Genomic DNA, 22,454 nt, shown 5'->3' on the forward strand with positions numbered 1-22,454 from the left:
GGTCTGGCACGCTACGCCTCCCCGGGCCGGGGCACGGAGGTGGACGCAGCGGCCGGAGCGTGGGCCGGACCGGCCAGCACCTCGGCCAGGGCCGCCGCGAGTGCGGCCGGCTCGTGGCGCGGGACGTGGCCGGGGGCGGCGACCGGGGCGAGGTGGACCCGGCCGCCCGGGGCGAGCAGCGACTCGGCCGCCTTGAACAGACGGTCGGGCACGGGGACCGCGTCGACGTCGGCGACGACGGCGTCGACGCGCAGCTGCGGCTCGTGCTCGGTGAGCACAGCCAGGTGCTGCTCCGGGGAGAACCCGGCCGTCTCCCCGGGTTCGGGGGCCAGGTTGAGCACGAGGACGCGCCGGGCCGGCGTCTCCAGCAGCGCGTCGCGCAGATCGGGTACGAGCAGGTGCGGCAGCACGCTGGTGAACCACGAACCGGGGCCGAGCAGCACGAGATCGGCCTCCCGCACCGCGGCGACCGCCTCCGGGCAGGCCTTCGGCCGCTCCGGACGCAGCCACACCCGCTGCGGCCGGCCCGGGGTGGACGCGACCGCCACCTGGCCGCGGATGCGGTGCGCCGCGTGCGGATCGGCGCCCAGGCCGACGACGTCGGCCTCGATGTCGAGCGGGTCGCAGCTCATCGGCAGCACCCGGCCGGACAGCCGCAGCAGCCGCGCCACCTCGTCCAGCGCGGCCACCGGGTCGCCGAGGGTCTCCATCAGCCCGGCCAGGATCAGGTTGCCGACCGCGTGCCCGGCCAGCGCGCCGGTGCCGCCGAAGCGGTGCTGAACCACCTCGGCCCAGCGCTGCCCCACGGGATCGTCGGCCGCGAGCGCGGCCAGCGCCATCCGCAGGTCACCGGGTGGCAGCAGGCCCAGCTCGCGGCGCAGCCTGCCGGACGAGCCGCCGTCGTCGGCCACGGTGACCACCGCGGTGACCGCGTCCGAGATGTGCCCCTGCGCCGCCAGCACGCGCAGCGCGTGCAGGGTCGCGTGCAGACCGTGACCGCCGCCGAGCGCCACGGCACGGGGGAGCGTCTGTCCGGCCGTCGTCATTCGCGCCCCAGGTCGCGGTGCGCGACGTTCACCGTCAGTCCCTGGTCGGACGCCGCGAGCCGGCGTGCGATCTCCTCGCTGATCGCGACGCTGCGGTGCTTGCCGCCGGTGCAGCCCACCGAGAGCGTGAGGTAGCGCTTGCCCTCCCGCCGGTACCCGGCGGCGACGATGCCGAGCAGCTCCAGGTAGCGGGTGATGAACTCCTCCGCCCCGTCCTGGCTGAGCACGTAGTCGCGCACGGCCTCGTCGCGGCCGGTGAGGTCGCGCAGCTCCGGGATCCAGTACGGGTTCGGCAGGAACCGCACGTCGACCACCAGGTCGGAGTCCATCGGCAGGCCGTACTTGTAGCCGAACGAGACCACGGTGACCTTCGTGTGGTGGACGGTCTCGCCGCCGAACGCCCGCTCCAGCTTCGCCCGCAGCGCCGGGACGGTGGTGTTCGACGTGTCGATGACCAGGTCGGCGTCCTCCCGCAGCGGCCGCAGCAGCTCGCGCTCCGCGGCGATCCCGTCGGCCAGTCGCCCGTCGCCCTGCAGCGGGTGGCTGCGGCGCACCTGCTCGAACCGGCGCACCAGCACCGCGTCCGAAGCCTCCAGGAACAGCAGCCGCGGCCGGTAGCCGCGCGCGTCCAGGTCCTTGATGACGGCGCCGAGGTCCGCGGTGAACGCGCGGCTGCGCACGTCCATCACGACGGCGATGCGGGTGATCTCGCCGCGGGCCTTCGCTCCGAGCTCCATCATCGTGGCGATCAGCTCGGGCGGCAGGTTGTCCACGACGAACCAGCCGAGGTCCTCCAGCACCTTCGCCGCCGTGCTGCGCCCGGCCCCGGACAACCCGCTGACCAGCGTGACCTCGATGCCGACCGGGCCCTCCGGCGGTGGTTCACCCGTCATCGCCGTCCCCCTCCGGCCGCGGCGCGAGCGCCGTCAGCACCGCCTCGGCCGTGCGCCTGCCGAACCCGGGCAGCGCCGCGATGTCGTCGACGTCCGCCTCGCGCAGCTTGCGGACCGACCCGAAGTGCTTGAGCAGCGCCGCCTTGCGGGCGGGCCCCAGCCCGGGCACGCCGTCCAGCACGGAGGTCGTCATGGTCTTCGACCGGCGCTGCCGGTGGTAGCTGATCGCGAACCGGTGCGCCTCGTCCCGCACCCGCTGCAGCAGGTACAGTCCCTCGCTGGTGCGCGACAGGATGATCGGGTCGGGGTCGCCGGGCAACCACACCTCCTCGAGCCGCTTCGCCAGGCCGCAGAGTGCCACGTCGGTGATCCCGAGCTCGGCGAGCACGTCGGCCGCCGCCTCCACCTGCGGCTGCCCACCGTCGACGACCAACAGGTTCGGCGGATAGGCGAACTTGCGCGGACGCCCCGTCTCGGGATCGATGCCCGGCCGGGAGGCCGTGTCGTGGGGGTCGCCCTGCGCGGCCCCGGCGTTACCGTTCGTCGCCCCGGTCTCCGCGAGGTACCGCTTGAACCGCCGCCGCACGACCTCGGCGATCGAGGCGACGTCCCCGCCCTCGGCGCCATCGCGGATCTCGAAGCGGCGGTACTCGGACTTGCGCGCGATGCCGTCCTCGAACACCACCAGCGACGCCACGACGTTCGTGCCCTGCACGTGGGAGACGTCGATGCACTCGATGCGCAGCGGAGCCTGCTCCAGACCGAGGGCGTCCTGCAGCTCCTGCAGCGCCGCCGAACGCGCGGTGAGGTCGCCGGCGCGGCGCAGCTTGTGCTGGGTCAACGCCTCCCCCGCGTTGCGGGCCACCGTCTCGGCGAGCGCCCGCTTGTCGCCGCGCTGCGGCACCCGGACCTGCACACGCGAGCCGCGCAGCCCGGACAGCCAGTCGGTGATCGAACCGAGATCGGCGGGCAGTGCCGGCACCAGGATCTCCTTCGGCACCGGCTGCATCGCGTCGTCGGCCGCTCCGGCCAGTGCGGCCTGTTCGCCGTAGAACTGCGTGAGGAACCGCTCCACCAGCTGTTCGGTGGTGGTCGGCTCCACCTTCTCCACGACCCAGCCGCGCTGCCCGCGCACCCGCCCGCCGCGGACGTGGAAGACCTGGACGGCCGCCTCCAGCTCGTCCTCGGCGAAGGCGACGACGTCGGCGTCGGTGCCGTCGCCGAGCACGACGGCCTGGCGCTCCATCGCCCGGCGCAGCGCGCCGATGTCATCGCGCAGCCGGGCGGCCTTCTCGAACTCCAGCGCCTCGGCCGCCTCGTTCATCCGCTTCTCCAGGTCACGGACGAAGTGGTCGGTGCGGCCGCCGAGGAAGTCGCAGAAGTCCTCCACGATCGCGCGGTGCTCCTGCGCGTCGACGCGGCCGACGCACGGCGCCGAGCACTTGTCGATGTAGCCGAGCAGGCACGGCCGGCCCATCTGGCCGTGCCGGCGGAACACCCCGGTCGAGCAGGTCCGCGCGGGGAAGACGCGCAGCAGCGTGTCGAGGGTCTCCCGGATCGCCCACGCGTGGGCGTACGGGCCGAAGTAGCGGGCACCCTTGCGGCGCGGCCCGCGGTAGACCGACAGCCGGGGGAACTCCTCGGCCATCGTCACCTGCAGAACCGGGTAGGTCTTGTCGTCGCGGTAGCGGACGTTGAACCGCGGATCGAACTCCTTGATCCAGTTGTACTCGAGCTGCAGCGCCTCCACCTCGGTCGACACCACGGTCCACTGCACCGAGGTGGCAGTGGTGACCATCTGCCGCGTGCGCGGGTGCAGGCTCGAGACGTCCGCGAAGTAGGAACTCAGGCGCTGGCGCAGGCTCTTGGCCTTGCCGACGTAGATGACCCGGCCGTGCTGGTCGGCGAAGCGGTAGACCCCGGGTTCGTCCGGGATCGATCCCGGGGCCGGGCGGTACCGCGCCGGATCGCCGGGAGCGGGGACCGGGGAGCTTCGCGGTGCGGCAGGGTCGGCCATGGCCCCTCCAGGGTAGGACCGGCGTTTCGCACGGCGTGGCGCCCCGGCGTGTCGGCGCTGGGCCGTTCTGGTGTAAGGCGGTTCCCGATCCGGTTGCGTCGGTGCCGTACGCGCGTCGCGAGCCTGCATCTGTCGGCACCCCGTGGTACACCTTCGTGCGAACAGGTGTTCGAACACCGTGAGCGCCACCGCTCACGGGGAGGGGACGACGGGTGCGCGGGGAATCGGCGAAGAAGTCGGAGAAGCTCGAGGTCATCCGCAAACTGCTGGCCAAGGCGGAGCGGGCGGCCACGCCGGAGGAGAGCGAGACCTACACCGCCAAGGCCATGGAGCTGATGGCCCGCCACGGGATCGACGAGGCGCTGCTCGCGGCCGCCGAGCCGGGCCGGGACGTGCCGGGCGGCACCACGATCGCGATGACCGACCCGTACAGCTCGGCGAAGGCGCGGCTGCTCGCGTGGATCGCGGCGGCGCTGCGCTGCCGCTCGGTGCTGCACACCCGGCCAGGTGGTCGGGTTGCGGCGGTCACCGTCTTCGGGTTCGCCAGCGATCGCGAACGGGTGGAGATGCTGTTCACCTCGCTGCTCATGCAGGCCACCGCCCAGCTGGCCGGTCAGCGGCCGGCCTGGCCGGACGAGTCGGTGGCCGCCTACCGGCGGTCCTGGCTGCACGGGTTCGCCGCGGAGGTGCACCGCAGGCTGATCGCGGCCGAAGGGCGCTCGGCCGCGGAGGAGCGCACCGTGCCCGCGGGCGTGCCCAGCACCGAACTGGTGCTGGCCGACCGGGCCGCCGAGGTCGACCGCGCGTTCGCCGCCGCGTACCCGCACCTGCCGACGGCGCGGCCGGCGCGGGTGTCCGGCAGCGGGCTGCGGGCCGGGATGTCGGCCGGGCGGCGAGCCGATCTCGGCGGCCGCCGGGCGGTCGGCGGTCGGCGGCGCGGCGCCGTGCCGGCCGGTTGATCTCTTCGGATGGTCTTCGCGGGGCTCCGGAGCCCGTCACGGGCACGGATCGTGATCACTCGGTCGGGTGGGATGCCCTAGCCGGCCGCACGGCTGCGGAAAATCCACCTGTTCGCAGCAGAGCTGTTCCTACGCGGGTCGCGTTCCCGGATCGGCCGCGGCCAGCACCGCGATGCGGCACCGGTCCGGGGAGAGCGCGGCCAGGCCGAGATCGTGGTAGATGCCGGGCTCGCCCACCCGGAACCGGTACCAGGCGCACTCGCCGGCGCGGCGTTCGATCTCGGCGATGCGGGCGTGCTCGCCGGCGCCGGAGAGCGCACCGAGGGTGCGCCACGCGGCCAGCCGGCCGAACGCGCCGTACTCCCCCAGGTTGCGCGGGCCGCCCAGCGACGCCGCCACGAACAGCAGGCGCCAGACCGTCCGGGGCTCGCACGCCGATCCCTGCACCTGCGAGCCGGGGTGCTCCAGGCCCAGTGCGCCCACGACGAGCGGGATCGCCTCCTCGAGCAGCGGTTCGACCACTTCGACGAGCCGGGTCTCGATGGTGCCGGTGGACCAGGTCGCGACGGCGGCGTCGCTGCCGACGGGCGCGGGGCTGGTCATGAACGGCGGCACGTCGCCCGCGGGCGCTTCCTCGTCGACGGGGATCAGCTCGAGGGTGGTCGGCCGGCGGGTCCAGTCGAGCCCGTACCGCGGCAGCGGCGGATCGTGCTCCAGTGCGGTGCGCACACCGGGCAGCACCGAGAGGGGGTGCCCGATCGGCATCGGCGCCGGGTCCCGGGCGCCGCGCAGCACCAGCTCCTGGGCCAGACACGCGCGCAGGGTGGCAGGCGAGGTCGGGGCGAGCGCGGGCGCCAGGTCGGCGAGGTCCTGCCCCGCGGCCAGCAGCGAGGCGACGTAGCGCGAGGCGATCCCGGCGCCGGCGGCGAGGCGCAGCACCTGCGGCACGTGTCCCGGCCATGGCAGGAGCGCGAGCCGGCGGAGCAGGCCGTCCACGGCGGACCGCACGTTCGGCACCGGCCGGATCCCGTACGTGCGGCGCAGCGCGATCCCGACATCGGCGAGGAACGCCGCCCCGCCGTCGGCCAGGCGGGCGTCCATGCGGTCCCAGAACCCGTCCAGCTCGGAGCGCGCCGGCAGCTCCGCCACCAGCTCGTCGATCTCCGCGGAGGCCATCAGGCCGGCCACCGGCCGAGCAGGGGTCGCTGCTCGATCCGCTCCGGGCTCATCTGGGTGCACTCCTCCGGTCGGGCTGGTGTCGATCGCCGGTCGATCGGCAGTGCAGTCGATCGGCAGTGCAGTCGATCGGCACGGGGTGCCGGCGATCGTACGGGGCCCGCGGGGGTGCTCAGCCGGTCGTTCGCCGGATCGGGGCAGTCGAGTACGGCTCGATGGCCCGCAGCAGGCGCCGCACCTGGAGAGCCCGCACCGGTGCCAGCGCGTACCCGGGGTAGCTGCGCAGCCACACCGCGCTCCCGAGGCTCACCGCGTCGGCACCGGCCCAGAAGTACTCGCGGCAGTCGTCGATGGTGCGGATCCCACCCGTGGCGATGATCGGCAGCGTGACGCCGGCGTCGCGCAGCTCGGACACCACACGCAGCCCGATCGGCTTGATCGCCCGGCCGGACAGCCCACCGTAGCGGTTGGCCAGGAACGGGGTGCCGGTGCGCGGGTCGAGCCGCAGCGCCTTCACCGTGTTGATCGCGGTGAGCGCGGAGACACCGGCCCTGGCCGCCTGCTTGGCGTTGCGGATGTAGTCGTAGTCCGGCGACAGCTTGAGGATCACCGGGTGGTTGGACCGCGGTACGGCCTCGTCCAGTACGTCCTGCAGGATCGTGGAGAAGTCGAAGTTCACGTTGTGGCAGCTGACGTTGAACTCGACGGCAGCGATCTCGCCCGTGGGCACGGCCGCGTTGACCTTGTCGACGAGGGTGACGAACTCCTCCGCCGAGAACCCGCCCAGCGAGATGATCGTGCGCTGCTCGCGGGTGCGCGGGTAGTAGTCGCGCAGGTAGGCGTCGATGCCGACGTTGCACCAGCCGAACGCGTTGATCCAGCCGGCATCGACCCCGCGCAGCACGCGGGCGTAGCGGCGCAGCAGACCGGGTAGCTCACGCGGCGACCAGTCCTCACGGGTGGTGAAGTGCCCTTCGCGCGGCTCGACGGTCAGCGTGCGGGTGGTGACCGCGCCGAACTTCTCCAGCGGCACGAACAGCGCGATCGGGCTCATCCCGTAGAAGCCCGAGCTGGACCGGCCGTACCCGAGCAGGCTCGACGAGGTGACCAGCCGGTTGCGCAGCACGATGTCGCCGAGCCGGACCCCGGCCTCGTCGGACGGCCTGCGCAGCGTGCGCGTCATGACTGCTCCTGCTCCGGTAGCGGGGTGAAGGGGCGCTCCGGCCACCACGGGTAGAAGGTGCCCAGGCCGTCGGAGACCCGGTCGGGGAACGCCGCGGGGCGCTTCTCCAGGAATGCGCTGACGCCCTCGCGGGCGTCCGCGGACCGGCCCCGCTCGATCATCGCGCGGGAGTCCACGCGGTGGGCCTCCATCGGGTGGTCGACGCCCAGCATCCGCCACATCATCTGGCGAGCCAGCGCGACCGAGACCGGGGCGGTGTGGTCCGCGATCTCGCGGGCCAGCGCGTACGCGGCCGGCAGCAGCTCGGCAGGCTCGTGCACCGCGCGGATCAGCCCGGCGTCCAGCGCCTCGGCGGCGTCGAAGATCCGGCCGGTCACCGCCCACTCGACGGCCCGGCTGATGCCGACCACACGCGGCAGGAACCAGCTCGACGCGGCCTCCGGCACGATGCCGCGGCGGGCGAACACGAACCCGAAGCGGGCGTTCGTGGAGGCCAGTCGCACGTCCATCGGCAGCGTCATCGTGGCGCCGACGCCGACCGCGGGCCCGTTGATCGCGCCGATCACCGGCTTCGTGGACTCGAAGATGCGCAGGCTGACCATGCCGCCGTCGTCGCGGCGCAGATCGTGGATCTCGTCTTCGACGATGCCCTGCTCTGCCTGGGCCTCGTAGTCGAACGTCCCGCCGCCCGCCGAGAGGTCCGCGCCCGCGCAGAACGCTCGCCCGGCGCCGGTCACGACGACCACCCGGACGTCGTCGTCGGCGTCCGCGCGGTCGAACGCCTCGATCAGCTGGCGCATCATCACGGCGGTGAACGCGTTGAGCCGGGCCGGCCGGTCCAGCGTGACGGTCAGGACACCGTCGGCCAGCTCGGTGCGGACCTGCCGATCAGCCTGCTCCCCCGGCTGGTCCGCCGCGTGCTCCTGGGCGGTCATCGCGCCCGCGCCGCCGCGTGCAGCGCCCGCAGCTCCCGCATCGCCGCCACCGCGCGCTCCCCGTCGACCGCTTGCACGGCCATCACGTGGATGTACTCGTCGTCGGCCAGGTCGAGCCGTGCCCACGGCGCCCCGTCGGGGAACGACACCCGCTCGACGGCCGACCAGGGCAGCCGGTGCGTCGTGATGATGTTGCGGACCTCGATGCCCTCGGCGTCGGCGCGCACCCGGGGCCGAGCCACCAGCAGCAGCCCGCCCGCGATGAACAGGCCGATGAGGATCAACGCGATCTGGTCGGCCAGCCGGAAGTACACCCCGGTGTACGTGCTGGTGAGGAAGACCGCGATCACCGTGAACAGCGCGACGATGATCACCGCACCGATCCACGCCGCGATGAGCACCTTGCGCGGTCGGGCCACCACCGCGCCGTTCGTCGTCGTCATGGCTCCATTGTCCGCTTCCGCGCTCACGGCCGGTTGCGCAGGTCGCGCAGCACCACCGCGGTCTGCAGGGCGGCGATGCAGGCCTCGGCGCCCTTGTCCTCCGTCGCCCCCGGCGCGCCGGACCGGTCGAGGGCCTGCTCGCGGGTGTCGCAGGTGAGCACGCCGTTGCCGACCGGGGTGCGCGCATCGAGCGAGACCCGGGTGAGCCCGGCGGTCACCGCGTCGCACACGTACTCGAAGTGCGGGGTGCCGCCGCGGATCACCACGCCGAGCGCGACGACTGCGTCGTGGTCCTCGGCGAGCTGCTGGCAGACGACCGGCAACTCGATCGCACCGGGTACGCGCACGACCGTCGGCAGGGCGATGCCGGCCTCCTTGGCGGTGGTCACCGCGCGGTCCAGCAGCGTGTCGACGATGTCGGCGTGCCAGGTGGTCGCGGCCACGGCCAGGTGCAGCCCGGTGGCGTCGGGCAGCCCGACGTCGGGACGTCCCTCTCCGCTCATGACGGGGTGCCGTCCGCGGCCGGCGGGACACCGAGATCGGGCAGGTCGTGCCCCATCCGGTCGCGCTTGGTGCGCAGGTAGTGCAGGTTCTCCGGGCTGGGCCGGATCGGCAGCGGCACTCGCCCGGTGATGCGCAGCCCGTAGCCCTCCAGGCCGGCGCGCTTGTCCGGGTTGTTGGTCAGCAGCCGCATGGACTTGATGCCCAGGTCGGTGAGGATCTGCGCGCCCATGCCGTAGTCGCGGGCGTCGGCGGGCAGGCCCAGCGCGAGGTTGGCGTCGACGGTGTCGGCACCGGCCTCCTGCAGCTGGTAGGCCTGCAGCTTGTGCAGCAGGCCGATGCCGCGGCCCTCGTGCCCGCGCATGTAGAGCACCACCCCGCGGCCCTCAGCGCACACCGCGGCCAGCGCGGCGTTCAGCTGCGGGCCGCAGTCGCAGCGCAGCGAGCCCAGCACGTCACCGGTGAGGCACTCGGAGTGCACCCGCACCAGCACGTCCTCACCATCGCCGATGTCGCCGTGCACCATCGCGATGTGCTCGATGCCGTCCAGCGTCGAGTCGTAGCCGTAGGCGATGAACTCGCCGTGCACGGTGGGGATGCGCGCCTGCGCGACGCACACGACGTGCTTCTCGAAGCGGCGCCGGTAGGCGATCAGGTCGGCGATCGTGATCAGCGTCAGGCCGTGGTCCTCGGCGAAGACGGCCAGCTCCTCGCCGCGGGCCATGTCGGCCTCGTCCTTCTGCGAGACGATCTCGCACAGCACCCCGGCCGGGTGCAGGCCGGCCATGCGGGCCAGGTCGACCGACGCCTCGGTGTGCCCGGCGCGGCGCAGCACGCCGCCGTCGCGGGCGCGCAGCGGCAGCACGTGACCGGGCCGGACGAAGTCGCTCGCCACCGACTTCGGGTCGGCCAGCAGGCGGATGGTGTGTGCCCGGTCGGCCGCGGAGATGCCCGTGGTGATGCCCTCCTTCGCGTCCACGGTGACGGTGAACGCGGTGCGGAAGGCGTCGTTGTTCGAGTGGTGCATCGGCGGGAGGTCGAGCCGGTCGCACTCGGCCTCCGGCAGGGCCACGCACACGTACCCGGACGTGTAGCGCACCAGGAACGACAACAGCTCCGGCGTCGCCTTCTCGGCGGCGAAGATCAGGTCGCCCTCGTTCTCGCGGTCCTCGTCGTCGACGACGATGACGGGCTTGCCGTCCCGGAGGTCCTGGAGCGCCTGCTCGATCGCCACGAACCGCGGCTCGAGCGGACGCACCGTCCCCTCCGTGGATTCCCCGGTCATCGCACTGCCCTCCCGGTCTCGCCGTTGAGTCGCTCCAGGTACTTGGCCAGCACGTCGACCTCGATGTTCACCGTGTCGCCCGGCTTGCGCGTGCCCAGAGTCGTGTGTTCCAGAGTCGTCGGGATCACGGCGACCGTGAAGGTGTCGCTCGTCACCCCGGCGACGGTGAGGGAGACCCCGTCCACCGCGATCGAGCCCTTCTCCGCGACGTAGCGGGCGATCTCCGGGGCGAGCGAGAACACGAACTCGTCGCTGCGCTCACCCGGCGACCGTGAGACGAGTGTGGACACGCCGTCGACGTGGCCTTGCACGATGTGCCCGCCGAGCCGACCGTTCACCGGGACCGCCCGTTCCAGGTTGACCCGGGTGCCGGGGGCCACCGCCGAGAGGCTCGATCTCTTGAGGGTCTCGGGTACCAGCTCCACCGTGAACGTGCCGTCGGTGGCGCCGTCGGGGTCGATCACCGTGAGGCACACGCCGTTGACGGCGATCGAGTCGCCGTGGCGGGCGTCGCTGGTCACGGTCTCGGCCCGGACGGTGAGCGCCACCACGTCGCCGCGCTCCTGCACGGCCACCACCTCGCCGATCTCCTCGACGATCCCGGTGAACATCAGGCGGTCCTCCACTCGCGATCCGGGTTGGCCCGACGGGCCCGCTCGCGCAGCGCGCGGACCGCCCGGCCCGGGTCGTCGGCGCCGTACACGGCGGAGCCGGCGACGAAGCAGTCGACACCCGCCTCGGCAGCGGCCTCAACGGTGTCGGCGTTGATGCCCCCGTCGATCTCGACCAGTACGGTCAGATGACCAGTGTCGACCAACCGACGGGCGGTGCGCACCTTCTCGAGCACGTCCGGGATGAACTCCTGGCCGCCGAACCCCGGCTCGACGCTCATCACCAGCAGCGTGTCGTAGTGCTTGAGGGTCTCGATGTGCGGCTCCAGAGGGGTCCCCGGCTTGATCGACAGCCCGGCCTTCGCGCCGGCGGCGCGCAGGTTCTTCGCCAGCGCCACCGGGTCGCGGGCGGCCTCGACGTGGACGGTGACGTTGTAGGCGCCCGCCTCGGCGTACCCGATCGCCCAGCGGTCGGGGTCCTCGATCATGAGGTGGCAGTCCAGAGGCAGGTCGGTCGCCTTGAGCAAGGACTGCACCACGGGCAGCCCCAGGGTCAGGTTCGGCACGAAGTGCCCGTCCATGACGTCCACGTGCAACCAGTCCGCACCCTCGCCCGCGGGCCCGGCGACCGCCGCCGCCTCGTCCGCGAGGCGCGCGAAGTCCGCCGCGAGGATACTCGGCGCGATCATCGGCGCGATCTTTCCCGGCACCACTGCAGGTTAGTCCCGCCGAGGGTGCGTCACCCCATCCGGAGGGGTGTGCGCATCGTCGGTGCGATGCGATTCACTTCCCGGCGTGCCCGACGACCCGCTCACGAAGCTGCTGTCCGCCGAGCCCCCGGAGGTCGCGCAGCTGCTGCTCCGCCTCCGCGACGTCGTCCGCGAGGCCCACCCGGACCTGCAGGAGAAGGTGAACCTCGGCTGGCACGGCATCGCCTACCGCCATTCCCGCGCCGGCTACGTCTGCGGGCTGTTCCCCCGCGGGAACGGGGTGAACGTGGGGTTCGAGCACGGCGCGGACCATCCCGACCCGCACGGCCGGCTCGTCGGCACGGGGCGCACCCGGGACGTGCGGGTGGAGGTCGGGGCGGGATCCGAGGAGGACGAGATCGTCGTCGACTACCTCGACCTGGCCGTGGACATGGCGATCGACCGGGCGGAGGACGCACGGCACAGGCGATGAGGGCATGCGGTGCCCTCGACGGGGGTGGGCTCAGGCAGGCCTGCGCAGCAGCGCCAGGAACATCGCGTCCGTACCGTGCCGGTGCGGCCACAGCTGCACGCTCGGCCCATCACCCAGCCGGGGCACGCCCGGCAGGTAGGTCCGGGCGTCCAACTGCTCGACGTCCCGCTCGCGGCGCAGCACCGCGCTGACGATCCCGACGGTCTCGGAGAGGTGCGGGGAGCACGTCACGTACGCCACGACCCCGCCCGGCCGCACGTGCCGCAGCGCGGCCTGCAGCAGCTCCCGCTGGAGCTTCCCCAGCCCCGCGACGTCCTCGGGCCGGCGCCGCCAGCGCGCCTCCGGGCGGCGCCGCAGCGCCCCCAGCCCGGTGCACGGGGCATCGACGAGCACCCGGTCGTAGACGCCTTCCGGCAGGCCGGAGGCGCGGCCGTCGACCGTGTGCACGGTGACCGGGAGGTCCTTGGTGGTGTCGCGGACGAGGTCGGCGCGCCGCTCCCCCGGCTCGACGGCGTCGAGCGTGCCACCGTCCAGCGCGACCAGCCCACCGAGCAGCGCGGCCTTGCCGCCGGGGCCGGCGCACAGGTCGAGCCAGCGCCCCGTGTCCTGCCCGATCAGCTCGGCGCGGGCGAGGGCGAGCGCGACGAGCTGGCTGCCCTCGTCCTGCACGATCGCCAGGCCCTCCGTGATGGCGTCCAGCTCGCCGATCTCGCCGCTGCCCGGCTCCAGGTGCACCCCGTACGGCGAGTACGGGGCCGGGGTGCCCCCCGTGACCAGCGCCAGCTCGTCGGCGGTGATCTCGCCGGGGCGGGCCAGCAGGTGCACGACGGGACGGGCGTCGTCAGCGGCGAGCGCCGAGTCCAGCTCCCCGCCCGGGCCCAGCGCGTCGGCGCCGAGCGCGTCGGCGAACGCCTGAGCGATCCAGCGGGGGTGGGCGTGCGCGAACGCGGCGTGGCCGATCGGGTCGTCGTTCTCGGGCGGCGCGAGCTGCGCGACCCAGGCCTTCTCGTCGTGCTCGGAGACCTTGCGCAGGACCGCGTTGACGAACCCGGCGGCGCGGCTGCCGGCCTGCACGCGCACCAGCTCCACCACGCCGTGCACGGCCGCGTGCGGCGGCACCCGGGTGCGCAGCAGCTGGTACGCCCCGATGCGCAGGGCGTCCTTGACGGCGGGCTCGACGCGGTCGTAGTCGCGGTCGATGCACGCCGCCAGCACCGCGTCCAGCAGCCCCTGCGCGCGCAGGGCGCCGTAGCCGAGTTCGGTGGCGAGCGCGGCGTCGCGGCCCTTCAGCCGGTAGCGGCGCAGGATCGCGGGCAGTGCCAGGTTGGCGTAGGCGTCGCGGACCCGCACCGCGGTGAGCAGCTCCAGCGCCGCCTGGCGCGCCGGATCGACGTCCGGCGGGCGCGGCGGGCCGCTGCGCCCGCGCGGGGGCCCGGACCGGCGCTCCGGCACTGGTCCGCGCCGGCGGGAGCGACGGCCGGGCGAGCTCATACGACGGTCTCCCCGGCCTCGATGCGCACGCCGCGGGCCCAATCGGGGGCCGGCATCGGTCGCTTCCCCTCCGGCCGCACCTCGCCGAGCGCGACGGCCCGCGTGCCGGTGCCGACCAGCACCCGCCGCTTCTCCGCCACGATCTCGCCCGGCTTGAGCTCGACGTCGGTGTGCGTCACCGGCCCGAGGCCCAGGCGGGCGCCGCGGAACGTGGTCCACGCACCCGGGTCGGGGGTGACCGAGCGGATCACCCGGTGCACGACCTGCGCCGGCAGCGACCAGTCGACGCGCGCGTCCTCGACCGTCACCTTCGGCGCGTGGCTGACGCCCTCGGTGGGCTGCGGGCGGGCGACGAGGGTGCCGTCCTCGATGCCGTCGAGGGTGGCGACGAGCAGCCGGGCACCCGACTGCGCGAGCCGCTCCAGCAGCATGCCCGCGGTGTCGTCGGGCCCGATCGGCTCGGTGACCACACCGAACGTCGGGCCGGTGTCCAGCCCTTCCTCCAGCAGGAAGGTCGTGGCGCCGGTGATGTCGTCGCCCGCGCGGATCGCGGCCTGCACCGGAGCGGCGCCGCGCCAGGCCGGCAGCAGCGAGAAGTGCAGGTTCACCCAGCCGTGCCGGGGGATGTCGAGCACCGGCCGCGGGATGAGCGCGCCGTACGCGACGACCGGGCAGCAGTCCGGCGCCAGCCCGCGCAGCGCCTCGACGAACTCCGGTTCGCTCGGCCGCTTCGGGGTGAGGACCGGGACACCCGCGGAGTCGGCGAGCGCCCCGACCGGCGAGCGCACGAGCTTGCGGCCCCTCCCGGCTGGGGCGTCCGGCCGGGTCACCACCGCGACGACCTCGTGGCGCGGCGAGTCGAGCAGTGCCTGCAGCGACGGCACCGCGGCGGTGGGCGTGCCGGCGAAGACGAGTCGCATCAGCGCGATCCGAACAGTGGGTGCGGGTTCTCCTTGATCACGGGAGCGGTGCCGGTGAACCACTCGGCGGCGCGGATCTCGGCCATCGCGCGCTTGCGGGTCTCGGCGTCGAGCCGGTCGACGAACAGCACACCGTCGAGGTGGTCGGTCTCGTGCTGGATGCAACGGGCCAGCAGGTGGGAGCCCTCGACGGTGACGGGTTCGCCGTACTGGTTCCACCCCTTCGCCACGACGTGGAGGTGCCGCTTGCAGTCCCAGGACAGGCCCGGGATCGACAGGCAGCCCTCCGGTCCGATCTGCTCCTCGTCCCCCACGACGTCGAAGCTCGGGTTGACGAGGTGCCCCTCGAACCCGTCGCAGTTGTAGGTGAAGACGCGCAGCGACACCCCCAGCTGGGGCGCGGCGAGGCCGGCGCCGCCCTGGGCGTGCATGGTGTCCATGAGGTCGGTGACGAGCTTGCGCAGCTCGGCGTCGAACGTGGTCACCGGCGCCGCGGGGGTGCGCAGCACAGGGTCGCCGAAGAGCCGGATCGGCGTGACGGTCACGTCGATCCATTCTGCCATCCGCCGTCAGCCGATCGCGGGCGGATCCAGCTGCACCCGGACGACGTCAGTGGCTTTGCGGGCGGTCCGTGCGGCCTGGGCGGTGTGCAGCGCGGTGGCCAGCGCCTTGCCGTCGGTGCGCTTCACCCGCAGCAGCACCCGCTCCTCCGGCTCCTCGGGCGCCGTGCGGGGATCGGCCTTCGGATCGGGCTCGATCTCCACGGGGCCCAGGGCCTCCACTGCGTCGCCGAGCTGCTGCTCCACGTGCTCGACGAGGGACGCGACCGCGGCGGGCGGCCCCTCGACGCAGGCCATCCGCACCGCAGGCGGGAACCCGACCTCCTCGCGGGCGGCGAGCTCGGCGGCGGCGTGGCCGACCGGGTCCCAGCGCACCAGCGCCTGCACGACGGGCAGATCGGACGGGGCCACCACGACCACCCGGCCCCCCTCGGCGTGCGGCACCACGAGCGCGGCGGCGGCCATCCAGCGGCGCAGCGTCTCCTCCGCGACGCGCAGGTCGGCCCGGCCGAGCAGCGCCCATCCGTCGAGCAGGAGCGCCGCGCCGTAGCCGTGGGGTGCCGGTGGCTCGGCGCCCGGGGTGGCGACGACCAGCTCGGCGCGGTCCGCGGCCGAGTCGAGCACGGCGACCCCACCGCCGGAGGCCTTCACCGGCACGCCGGGGAACGCCCGGCCCAGCTCCTCCGCGGTCCGGCCGGAGCCGACGACCGCGGCCCGCAGCCGCCGGGAGCCGCAGTGCCCGCAGCGGAACGCCGACTCGGAGCGGCCGCACCAGCGGCAGCTGGGGAGCACCGCTTCGTCCGCGGCGGCGCGGGCGGGCAGCTCGAGCGGCCCGGCGCAGTGCCGGCAGCGCGCGGTCTCGCGGCAGCCCGCGCAGGCCAGCCACGGCACGTACCCGGCACGCGGCACCTGGACCAGCACCGGTCGGCCCGCGTTGAGCGCGGCCCGCGCTGCCTCGAACGCCGGGTGGGGCAGCCGGGCGGCGCGCAGGGCCGGGTCCTGCTCCTCCTGCGCCGACGTCTCGCCGATGGCGGTGATCCGGGGCATCGCGGCCCGTACGGTGACCCGCTCGGCCACCACCTCGCGGGCCCAGCCCGACTCGACCAGCAGCTGGCCCTCCGCGGTGCGGGCGTGCCCGGCCACGAGCATCGCCACCCCGCCGGTGTGGGCGCGCAGCACGAGCACGTCCCGGGCGTGCGGGTAGGGTGCCCGCGGCTCGGCGTGGGAGTCGTCGCCGTCGTCCCAGATCGCGACCAGGCCCAGGTCGTGGACCGGGGCGAACGCGGCGGCCCGGGTACCGATCACCACGGGCACGGTGCCGCGGCGCACGGCCAGCCACCGCCGGTAGCGCTCGGCGGGCCCGAGGTCCGCGGTGAGCGCGACGAACGCGTCCTCGCCGAGCACAGTCGCGCACGCGCGTTCCAGTGCCGCGACGTCGCGCTGGTCGGGCACCACGACCAGCGCGCCCTTGCCCGCCGACGCCGTGGCCGCGGCAGCCTCCGCGAGCCGTGCTGCCCAGTCCTCCCCCGGCAGCGCCTGCCAGACGGCGTGCGCGGCCCGCCCGGCGCGCAGCGCCTCCAGGAGCGCGGCACCGTGGCGGTAGCGGGCCCAGCCGGCTGCCGGGTCCGGCGGGTCGATCGGGCCCACCGCGCGACCGCGCGGCGCCTCAGCCTCAACCCGGGCGTGCCGCGGCGGGACCGCCAGCCGCAGCACGTCGCACATCATCCCGGCGCCGCGGTCGGCCACCGCCCGGGCGAGCACCGCGATCTCCGGCGCCAGCGCGGGTTCCGGCGACACCACCCGTTCCACCCACGCCAGGTCGCCCACGTGTTCGGTGGTCTCGGCGCGCTCCAGCAGGAACCCGTCCACCGGGCGGCCGGCGAACCGCACCTTGATCCGCACACCGGGCTGGGCCTCGGTGTCGAGGTGCTGCGGGACCCGGTAGTCGAACGTCCGGTCCAGGTGGGTCAGGGGGACGTCGACCACCACCCGCGCGATCGGTGCCACCGGGGCCGGTTGCCACTCACCCCGGTTGGCGGGACGGGTCGCTACGGGCACGGTCGGACACTAGACGGACGGGACGACGGGTTCGGTCGTGACCCGGCATCGGATCGAGGTGCGAGTGGCCGTTGGTCGGTGCGGCTCCGGGATCTCGCGGTGATCGTCGATCGCGACCCGTTCGAGCCCGGCCGGAGACACCACGAACGGCACTTCCGTCAGCACCGGTGCTGACGGAAGTGCCGTTCGTGGAGCGTCAGCGGGATCCAGCCCGGCCCACCGCGTCGCCCACGGGCGCGGGCTCAGGCGCCCACGATGGAGCGCAGGGCGTCCGCGCGGTCGGTGCGCTCCCACGGCAGGTCGAGGTCGGTGCGGCCGAAGTGGCCGTACGCCGCCGTGGGCTGGTAGATGGGCCGCAGCAGGTCGAGGTCGCGGATGATCGCGGCCGGGCGGAGGTCGAAGACCTCGGTGATCGCGGCCTGGATCTTCGCGGGGTCCACCTGCTCGGTGCCGAAGGTCTCCACGAACAGGCCGACGGGCGCGGCCTTACCGATGGCGTAGGCGATCTGCACCTCCAGGCGCTCGGCGAGGCCGGCGGCCACCGCGTTCTTCGCGACCCAGCGCATCGCGTACGCGGCGGAGCGGTCGACCTTCGACGGGTCCTTGCCGGAGAACGCGCCGCCGCCGTGGCGGGCGAAGCCGCCGTAGGTGTCGACGATGATCTTGCGGCCGGTCAGGCCCGCGTCGCCCATCGGGCCGCCGAGGACGAAGCGGCCGGTGGGGTTCACCAGGAGCCGGACGTCGGAGGTCTCGAGCTCGAGATCGGCGATCTCCGGCGTGACGACGTGCTCGAGGATGTCGGGGGCGAGCATGCCGTCGATGTCGATGTCGGCGGCGTGCTGGGTGGAGACGACGACGGTGTCGAGCCGGACGGCCTTGTCACCCGCGTACTCGATGGTGACCTGGGTCTTGCCGTCGGGCCGCAGGTAGGGCAGCACGCCTTCCTTGCGGACGGAGGCGAGGCGACGGGCGAGGCGGTGGGCGAGCGCGATCGGCAGCGGCATGAGCTCGGGGGTGTCGGTGTTCGCGTAGCCGAACATCAGCCCCTGGTCGCCGGCGCCCTGGCGGGCGATCTCGTCCTCGGACATCTCGACCCGGCTCTCGTAGGCCTGGTCGACGCCCTGCGCGATGTCGGGCGACTGCGCGCCGATGGCGACGTTCACGCCGCAGGAGGCCCCGTCGAAGCCCTTCGCGGACGAGTCGTAGCCGATGCCGAGCACGGTGTCGCGCACGATCTGCGGGATGTCCGCGTACGCGGACGTGGTGACCTCGCCCGCGACGTGCACCTGCCCGGTGGTGATCAGGGTCTCGACGGCGACCCGGCTCCTCGGGTCCTGCGCCAGCAGGGCGTCGAGGATCCCGTCGCTGATCGCGTCGCACATCTTGTCGGGGTGACCCTCGGTCACCGACTCGCTCGTGAACAGCCGTCGTCCTGCGCTCGTCACCAGAGATTCCGCCATTCTGCGTCTGCAGTCCTGCCCGTCCGGCTCCTGCACGGCGGGCGTACATCGGTCGGGCGTGAGCGTAGTCGACCGCGCGGGGTCAACTCGTTACGCGGCACAGCGGCCGGGCTCGACTCACGTTCCGTGTTCGTATCTGCGACACGCCGCACTGTTCGTCCCCGATCGGTGGAAATCACATCGGGTAGCGAATCGGTAACGGGTCGTTTCGTTGGACCGGGCATGGACGCCCCTCTGCGAGGAACCGTCACATTCCTGCGGCGCCGTGCCCGGACGATCGCGGTGGTCGGCGCCGTCGTGGCCGTCGGGGCCGCGACCCTCATGACCGTCGCCGTCGCCGAGGCCGCCGAGCCCGGCCGGTGCGTCGGCAACGTCAACGTGCGCGCCGAGCCGGACCAGGACGCCCCCGTCCTGACCGTGTGCCGCCGCGGCACCCCCGTCACGGTCGGCGAGATCCGCAACGGCTTCGTGGAGCTCACCTCGCTCCACGGCTGGGCGGCCCAGGAGTACGTCGAGATCAACGGCCACACGCCACGGCCACCGGTCGAGCGGATCCCTGCCGCGGACGAGGAGCCCGAGGCGCGACCGGCGCCCCGCACCGCCCGTTCGGCGGCCACCCGAGCGGCCGGACCCACGACCCCGGCGACCACACCGCCGACCCCCGAGCAGGAACCCGCCGAGGAGCCCGAGGCCGCCCCGGAACCCGCACCCGTCACCACCGGCGCCCAGCCCCTGCTCACGCCGCCGCGCCTGCGGCTGTCGGGCGGCTGATCCACCACAGCCGTCCACCACAGCCCTCCACCACAGCGCTCCAGGGTTGCGCTACCGGTCCCGCAGCCGGGCCGCGACCGCGTCCCACACCCGCGAGGCGAGCAGCGCCTTCGAGCCGTGCGGCAGCACGGTCTCGGAGCCGTCGGCGGCCAGCAGCCACCCGGCGTTCTCCGGCACCTCGAACGCCATGCCGTCCCCGACGGCGTTGACGACCAGCAGGTCGCAGCCCTTGCGGGCGAGCTTCTGCCGGCCGTGGTGCAGCGCGTCGCCCGTGTCGTCGCCGGTCTCGGCCGCGAACCCGACCACGATCTGGCCCGGTTCCCGCGCACCGACCAGCTCGACGAGGATGTCCGGGTTCGTGGTGAGCGCCAGCGGTTCGGGGTCAGAACCCGTCTTCTTGATCTTGTGCCCGGCCAGCGAGACCGGCCGGAAGTCGGCCACCGCGGCGGCCATCACGACCGCGTCCGCGCCCTTCACCGCCGCGTGCATCGCATCGCGCAGCTCCAGAGCGGACCCGACCCGCACCACCTCGACGGCGGCCGGATCGGCCAGGTCGGCGGTGTGCGCGGCGACCAGCGTGACCGCGGCGCCGCGCTGCGCGGCCACGGCGGCCAGCGCGTAGCCCTGCCGCCCGGACGAGCGGTTGCCCAGGAACCGGACGGGATCGAGCGGCTCCCGCGTGCCGCCCGCCGACACCACGACCCGCCGCCCGGCGAGGTCCTGGGGCAGGCCGTCGGGGCGCTCGAGGAGCAGCCGGCCCAGCTCGACGATCTGCTCCGGCTCGGGCAGCCGGCCCGGTCCGGTGTCGGCGCCGGTGAGCCGTCCGGAGGCCGGCTCCATGACGACGGCGCCGCGCGAGCGCAGCAGGGCCACGTTGGCCCGGGTGGCCGGGTGCTCCCACATCTCGGTGTGCATCGCCGGCGCGAACAGCACCGGGCACCGGGCGGTGAGCAGCGTGGCGGTCAGCAGGTCGTCGGCGCGGCCCTGCGCGGCGCGGGCCAAGAGGTCCGCGGTGGCGGGCGCGACGACGACGAGGTCCGCCTCCTTGCCCAGGCGCACGTGCGGCACCTGGTGCACGTCGGCGAACACGCCGGTGTGCACCGGCTGCCCGGACAGCGCCTCGAAGGTGGCGGCGCCGACGAACTCCAGTGCCGACGGGGTCGGCACCACCCGCACGCGGTGCCCGCTCTCGGTGAACCTGCGCAGCACCTCGGCGCTCTTGTAGGCGGCGATGCCGCCCGCCACCCCGAGGACCACCCGGGGGCCGTCGACCGCGTTCATGACGCCTCTCGCGTCTGCGCGCGACCGATCAGTGCTCGCCCTCGACGTGCTCCAGCAGCCCGGCCTGGATCTCGCGCATCGCGATCGAGAGCGGCTTCTCGCGCGGCCCCGGCTCGACGAGCGGGCCGACGTACTCGAGCAGACCCTCGCCGAGCTGGGAGTAGTAGTCGTTGATCTGCCGGGCGCGCTTGGCCGCGTAGATCACCAGGGCGTACTTCGAGCTCACCCGGCTGAGCAGGTCGTCGATGGGCGGGTTGGTGATGCCCTCCGGCTGGGCATCGGCGGTGGGGGCGATCAGCGGCATGCTCAACGCAGCAAACTCCTAGCGGGGTACGGCCGGCGGGATCTTTCAGCCGACCAGCAATTCTATCAATCGGCGGACGACCTTCTGCACGTCGTCGTTGACCAGCTGGACGTCGAACTCGTCCGCTGCAGCGAGCTCCTCCTTCGCCGTGGCGAGGCGGCGCTCGAACTGCTCCGGCGACTCCGTCCCCCGGTCGCGCAGCCGCCGCACCAGCTCGTCCCACGACGGCGGGGCCAGGAAGACGGTCGTCGCCTCCGGCATCGCCTTCTTCACCGCGCGGGCGCCCTGGAGATCGACCTCCACGAGGACCGGGTCACCCCTGCGCAGTGCCTCCTCCACCGGTGCCCGCAACGTGCCGGAGCGCTGCAGACCACCGTGGATCTCCGCCCACTCCAGCAGCTCGTTGCGGGCGATCAGCTCGTCGAACCCGGCCGGACCGACGAAGCGGTAGTGGACCCCGTCGATCTCGCCGGGTCGCGGGTCGCGGGTGGTCGCCGACACGGAGAAGTACAACTCCGGCAGCGCCGCCCGCAGCGCCGTCACGACGCTGGACTTGCCGACGCCGGAGGGGCCGGCCAGAACGAGCAGCCGGCCCCTCCGGGGCTCGTGCGACCGCGGTTGCGACGTCATCTCGGACAGTGTCTCCGACGATGCCGCCCCGGGCAGTGCCGCGGTGGGCACCGCCGTGGCGGGCATCGACGTCGACAGCGTCTCGGACGCCTGGGAGATCGACGCCTGGGGGATCGGCTCGGACATCGACCCGTACCGCGGTGAGCCGATCACCCCTCGAAGTCGGCGAGCAGAGCCTTGCGCTGCCGGTCACCCAGGCCGCGCAGCCGACGCGACGGCGCGATCTCCAGCCGCTCCATGATCTGGGCGGCCCGGACCTTGCCGACGCCCGGCAACGACTCGAGCAGCGCCGAGACCTTCATCTTGCCCAAGACGTCGTCCGTGTCGGCGAGCTTGAGCACCTCCGGCAAGGTGGTGGCGCCCGTCTTGAGCTTGTTCTTCAGCTCGGCCCGGGCACGGCGCGCCGCAGCGGCCTTCTGCAAGGCCTCGGCGCGCTGTTCCTCGGTCAGCTGGGGAAGGGCCACGGTCTCCTCCGTCATTCGTTCGTGCGGGCTCCGGCACGTTCCGAAGCCGCTTACACACCGGCCGCCGGTGCGCTGGTCCGTCTCTCCGGAGCAGAGCCCGAGCGGTACGGGATCCGAACGTACTCATCGCGTGCGGGAACCCGGAACCGGGGTGCCACCTGTGGGTTTGCGGTTTCGCTCACCCGTCACGGTGATAGCACGAGACACCGGTCGGTATCGACACCGACGCGCCCCGTTCACCGCAACTCCGGGACCGTGCACCTGTTTACCCGATCCCGCGCGCA

General features: G+C 73.7%; 23 protein-coding genes. 3 read left to right on the top strand and 20 right to left on the bottom strand.

From position 1 onward, the window contains the following. Positions 1–11 precede the first annotated feature (11 nt). The 3 genes from BUE41_RS00665 to uvrC are packed head-to-tail and all read right to left on the bottom strand — an operon-like array spanning position 12 to position 3,956. A complete protein-coding gene (locus tag BUE41_RS00665) occupies positions 12–1,046 on the bottom strand; it encodes a gluconeogenesis factor YvcK family protein (RefSeq protein ID WP_073454842.1) in 1,035 nt (344 codons plus the stop codon). Next, on the bottom strand, positions 1,043–1,939 hold the full coding sequence (gene rapZ, locus BUE41_RS00670) for an RNase adapter RapZ (protein ID WP_073454843.1): 897 nt from the start codon (positions 1,937–1,939) through the stop codon (positions 1,043–1,045). The genes BUE41_RS00665 and rapZ overlap by 4 nt, the downstream gene beginning before the upstream one ends. Next, positions 1,929–3,956 (bottom strand): excinuclease ABC subunit UvrC, encoded by a 2,028-nt coding sequence (gene uvrC, locus BUE41_RS00675; protein ID WP_073454844.1) that lies wholly within the window; start codon positions 3,954–3,956, stop codon positions 1,929–1,931. The genes rapZ and uvrC overlap by 11 nt, the downstream gene beginning before the upstream one ends. Positions 3,957–4,168: 212 nt before the next feature. Between uvrC and BUE41_RS00680 the strand changes: the two genes are divergently transcribed. Continuing rightward, on the top strand, positions 4,169–4,915 hold the full coding sequence (locus BUE41_RS00680) for a DUF2786 domain-containing protein (RefSeq protein ID WP_073454845.1): 747 nt from the start codon (positions 4,169–4,171) through the stop codon (positions 4,913–4,915). Positions 4,916–5,044: 129 nt separating this feature from the next. Here the strand turns inward: BUE41_RS00680 and BUE41_RS00685 are convergent, their stop codons facing one another. The 8 genes from BUE41_RS00685 to rpe all read right to left on the bottom strand — a co-directional run bounded on the left by BUE41_RS00685 (position 5,045) and on the right by rpe (position 11,738). Beyond that, a complete protein-coding gene (locus BUE41_RS00685; RefSeq protein ID WP_084754116.1) occupies positions 5,045–6,103 on the bottom strand; it encodes a DUF6183 family protein in 1,059 nt (352 codons plus the stop codon). A 160-nt stretch (positions 6,104–6,263) separates the two neighbouring features. Further along, a complete protein-coding gene (locus tag BUE41_RS00690; protein ID WP_073454846.1) occupies positions 6,264–7,274 on the bottom strand; it encodes a beta/alpha barrel domain-containing protein in 1,011 nt (336 codons plus the stop codon). Beyond that, positions 7,271–8,209 (bottom strand): crotonase/enoyl-CoA hydratase family protein, encoded by a 939-nt coding sequence (locus BUE41_RS00695; protein WP_073454847.1) that lies wholly within the window; start codon positions 8,207–8,209, stop codon positions 7,271–7,273. The genes BUE41_RS00690 and BUE41_RS00695 overlap by 4 nt, the downstream gene beginning before the upstream one ends. Beyond that, positions 8,206–8,652, bottom strand: coding sequence for a PH domain-containing protein (locus BUE41_RS00700; RefSeq protein WP_073454848.1), 447 nt, complete (start codon positions 8,650–8,652; stop codon positions 8,206–8,208). Before BUE41_RS00700 ends, BUE41_RS00695 begins: the two co-directional genes overlap by 4 nt. A gap of 23 nt (positions 8,653–8,675) precedes the next feature. Next, a complete protein-coding gene (gene ribH / locus BUE41_RS00705) occupies positions 8,676–9,155 on the bottom strand; it encodes a 6,7-dimethyl-8-ribityllumazine synthase (protein ID WP_073454849.1) in 480 nt (159 codons plus the stop codon). After that, on the bottom strand, positions 9,152–10,411 hold the full coding sequence (locus tag BUE41_RS00710; protein WP_234996859.1) for a bifunctional 3,4-dihydroxy-2-butanone-4-phosphate synthase/GTP cyclohydrolase II: 1,260 nt from the start codon (positions 10,409–10,411) through the stop codon (positions 9,152–9,154). The genes ribH and BUE41_RS00710 overlap by 4 nt, the downstream gene beginning before the upstream one ends. A gap of 23 nt (positions 10,412–10,434) precedes the next feature. Next, positions 10,435–11,049, bottom strand: a complete 615-nt coding sequence (locus tag BUE41_RS00715; protein WP_073455117.1) for a riboflavin synthase — start codon at positions 11,047–11,049, stop codon at positions 10,435–10,437. Then, positions 11,049–11,738: a ribulose-phosphate 3-epimerase gene (gene rpe, locus BUE41_RS00720; protein WP_073455118.1), complete on the bottom strand. Its 690-nt coding sequence runs from the start codon at positions 11,736–11,738 to the stop codon at positions 11,049–11,051. The genes BUE41_RS00715 and rpe overlap by 1 nt, the downstream gene beginning before the upstream one ends. A 106-nt stretch (positions 11,739–11,844) precedes the next feature. On the opposite strand from rpe, the gene BUE41_RS00725 reads away from it, so the two are divergent. After that, positions 11,845–12,231 carry a DUF1801 domain-containing protein gene (locus BUE41_RS00725; RefSeq protein WP_073454851.1) on the top strand — a complete coding sequence of 129 codons (387 nt, stop codon included), beginning with the start codon at positions 11,845–11,847 and terminating at the stop codon, positions 12,229–12,231. A gap of 30 nt (positions 12,232–12,261) precedes the next feature. Here BUE41_RS00725 and BUE41_RS00730 read toward each other — a convergent pair whose 3' ends face one another. From BUE41_RS00730 to metK, 5 genes are all read right to left on the bottom strand, one after another. Then, entirely contained in the window at positions 12,262–13,722 is a 1,461-nt protein-coding gene (locus BUE41_RS00730; protein ID WP_073454852.1) for an RsmB/NOP family class I SAM-dependent RNA methyltransferase, read from the bottom strand. Continuing rightward, positions 13,719–14,642, bottom strand: a complete 924-nt coding sequence (gene fmt, locus BUE41_RS00735) for a methionyl-tRNA formyltransferase (protein WP_073454853.1) — start codon at positions 14,640–14,642, stop codon at positions 13,719–13,721. Before fmt ends, BUE41_RS00730 begins: the two co-directional genes overlap by 4 nt. Beyond that, on the bottom strand, positions 14,642–15,187 hold the full coding sequence (gene def, locus BUE41_RS00740; protein ID WP_073455119.1) for a peptide deformylase: 546 nt from the start codon (positions 15,185–15,187) through the stop codon (positions 14,642–14,644). The genes fmt and def overlap by 1 nt, the downstream gene beginning before the upstream one ends. Positions 15,188–15,211: 24 nt before the next feature. Continuing rightward, a complete protein-coding gene (locus tag BUE41_RS00745; RefSeq protein WP_073454854.1) occupies positions 15,212–17,260 on the bottom strand; it encodes a primosomal protein N' in 2,049 nt (682 codons plus the stop codon). A gap of 242 nt (positions 17,261–17,502) precedes the next feature. Further along, positions 17,503–18,705: a methionine adenosyltransferase gene (gene metK, locus BUE41_RS00750; protein ID WP_268794425.1), complete on the bottom strand. Its 1,203-nt coding sequence runs from the start codon at positions 18,703–18,705 to the stop codon at positions 17,503–17,505. Between the two features lie 237 nt (positions 18,706–18,942). On the opposite strand from metK, the gene BUE41_RS00755 reads away from it, so the two are divergent. Beyond that, positions 18,943–19,491, top strand: a complete 549-nt coding sequence (locus BUE41_RS00755) for an SH3 domain-containing protein (RefSeq protein ID WP_143171897.1) — start codon at positions 18,943–18,945, stop codon at positions 19,489–19,491. Positions 19,492–19,542: 51 nt separating this feature from the next. Here the strand turns inward: BUE41_RS00755 and coaBC are convergent, their stop codons facing one another. The 4 genes from coaBC to mihF are packed head-to-tail and all read right to left on the bottom strand — an operon-like array spanning position 19,543 to position 22,170. After that, positions 19,543–20,772 carry a bifunctional phosphopantothenoylcysteine decarboxylase/phosphopantothenate--cysteine ligase CoaBC gene (coaBC, locus tag BUE41_RS00760; RefSeq protein ID WP_073454857.1) on the bottom strand — a complete coding sequence of 410 codons (1,230 nt, stop codon included), beginning with the start codon at positions 20,770–20,772 and terminating at the stop codon, positions 19,543–19,545. A gap of 28 nt (positions 20,773–20,800) precedes the next feature. Then, positions 20,801–21,076, bottom strand: coding sequence for a DNA-directed RNA polymerase subunit omega (rpoZ, locus tag BUE41_RS00765; protein ID WP_073454858.1), 276 nt, complete (start codon positions 21,074–21,076; stop codon positions 20,801–20,803). 45 nt (positions 21,077–21,121) lie between these two features. Further along, the gene (gene gmk, locus BUE41_RS00770) at positions 21,122–21,832 is read right to left on the bottom strand and encodes a guanylate kinase (protein WP_327194723.1); all 711 of its coding nucleotides are present in this window, start codon (positions 21,830–21,832) and stop codon (positions 21,122–21,124) included. 23 nt (positions 21,833–21,855) lie between these two features. Then, positions 21,856–22,170 carry an integration host factor, actinobacterial type gene (gene mihF / locus BUE41_RS00775; protein ID WP_073455121.1) on the bottom strand — a complete coding sequence of 105 codons (315 nt, stop codon included), beginning with the start codon at positions 22,168–22,170 and terminating at the stop codon, positions 21,856–21,858. Positions 22,171–22,454 lie beyond the last annotated feature (284 nt).

Source organism: Pseudonocardia thermophila, from assembly GCF_900142365.1.
Lineage (GTDB): Bacteria > Actinomycetota > Actinomycetes > Mycobacteriales > Pseudonocardiaceae > Pseudonocardia > Pseudonocardia thermophila.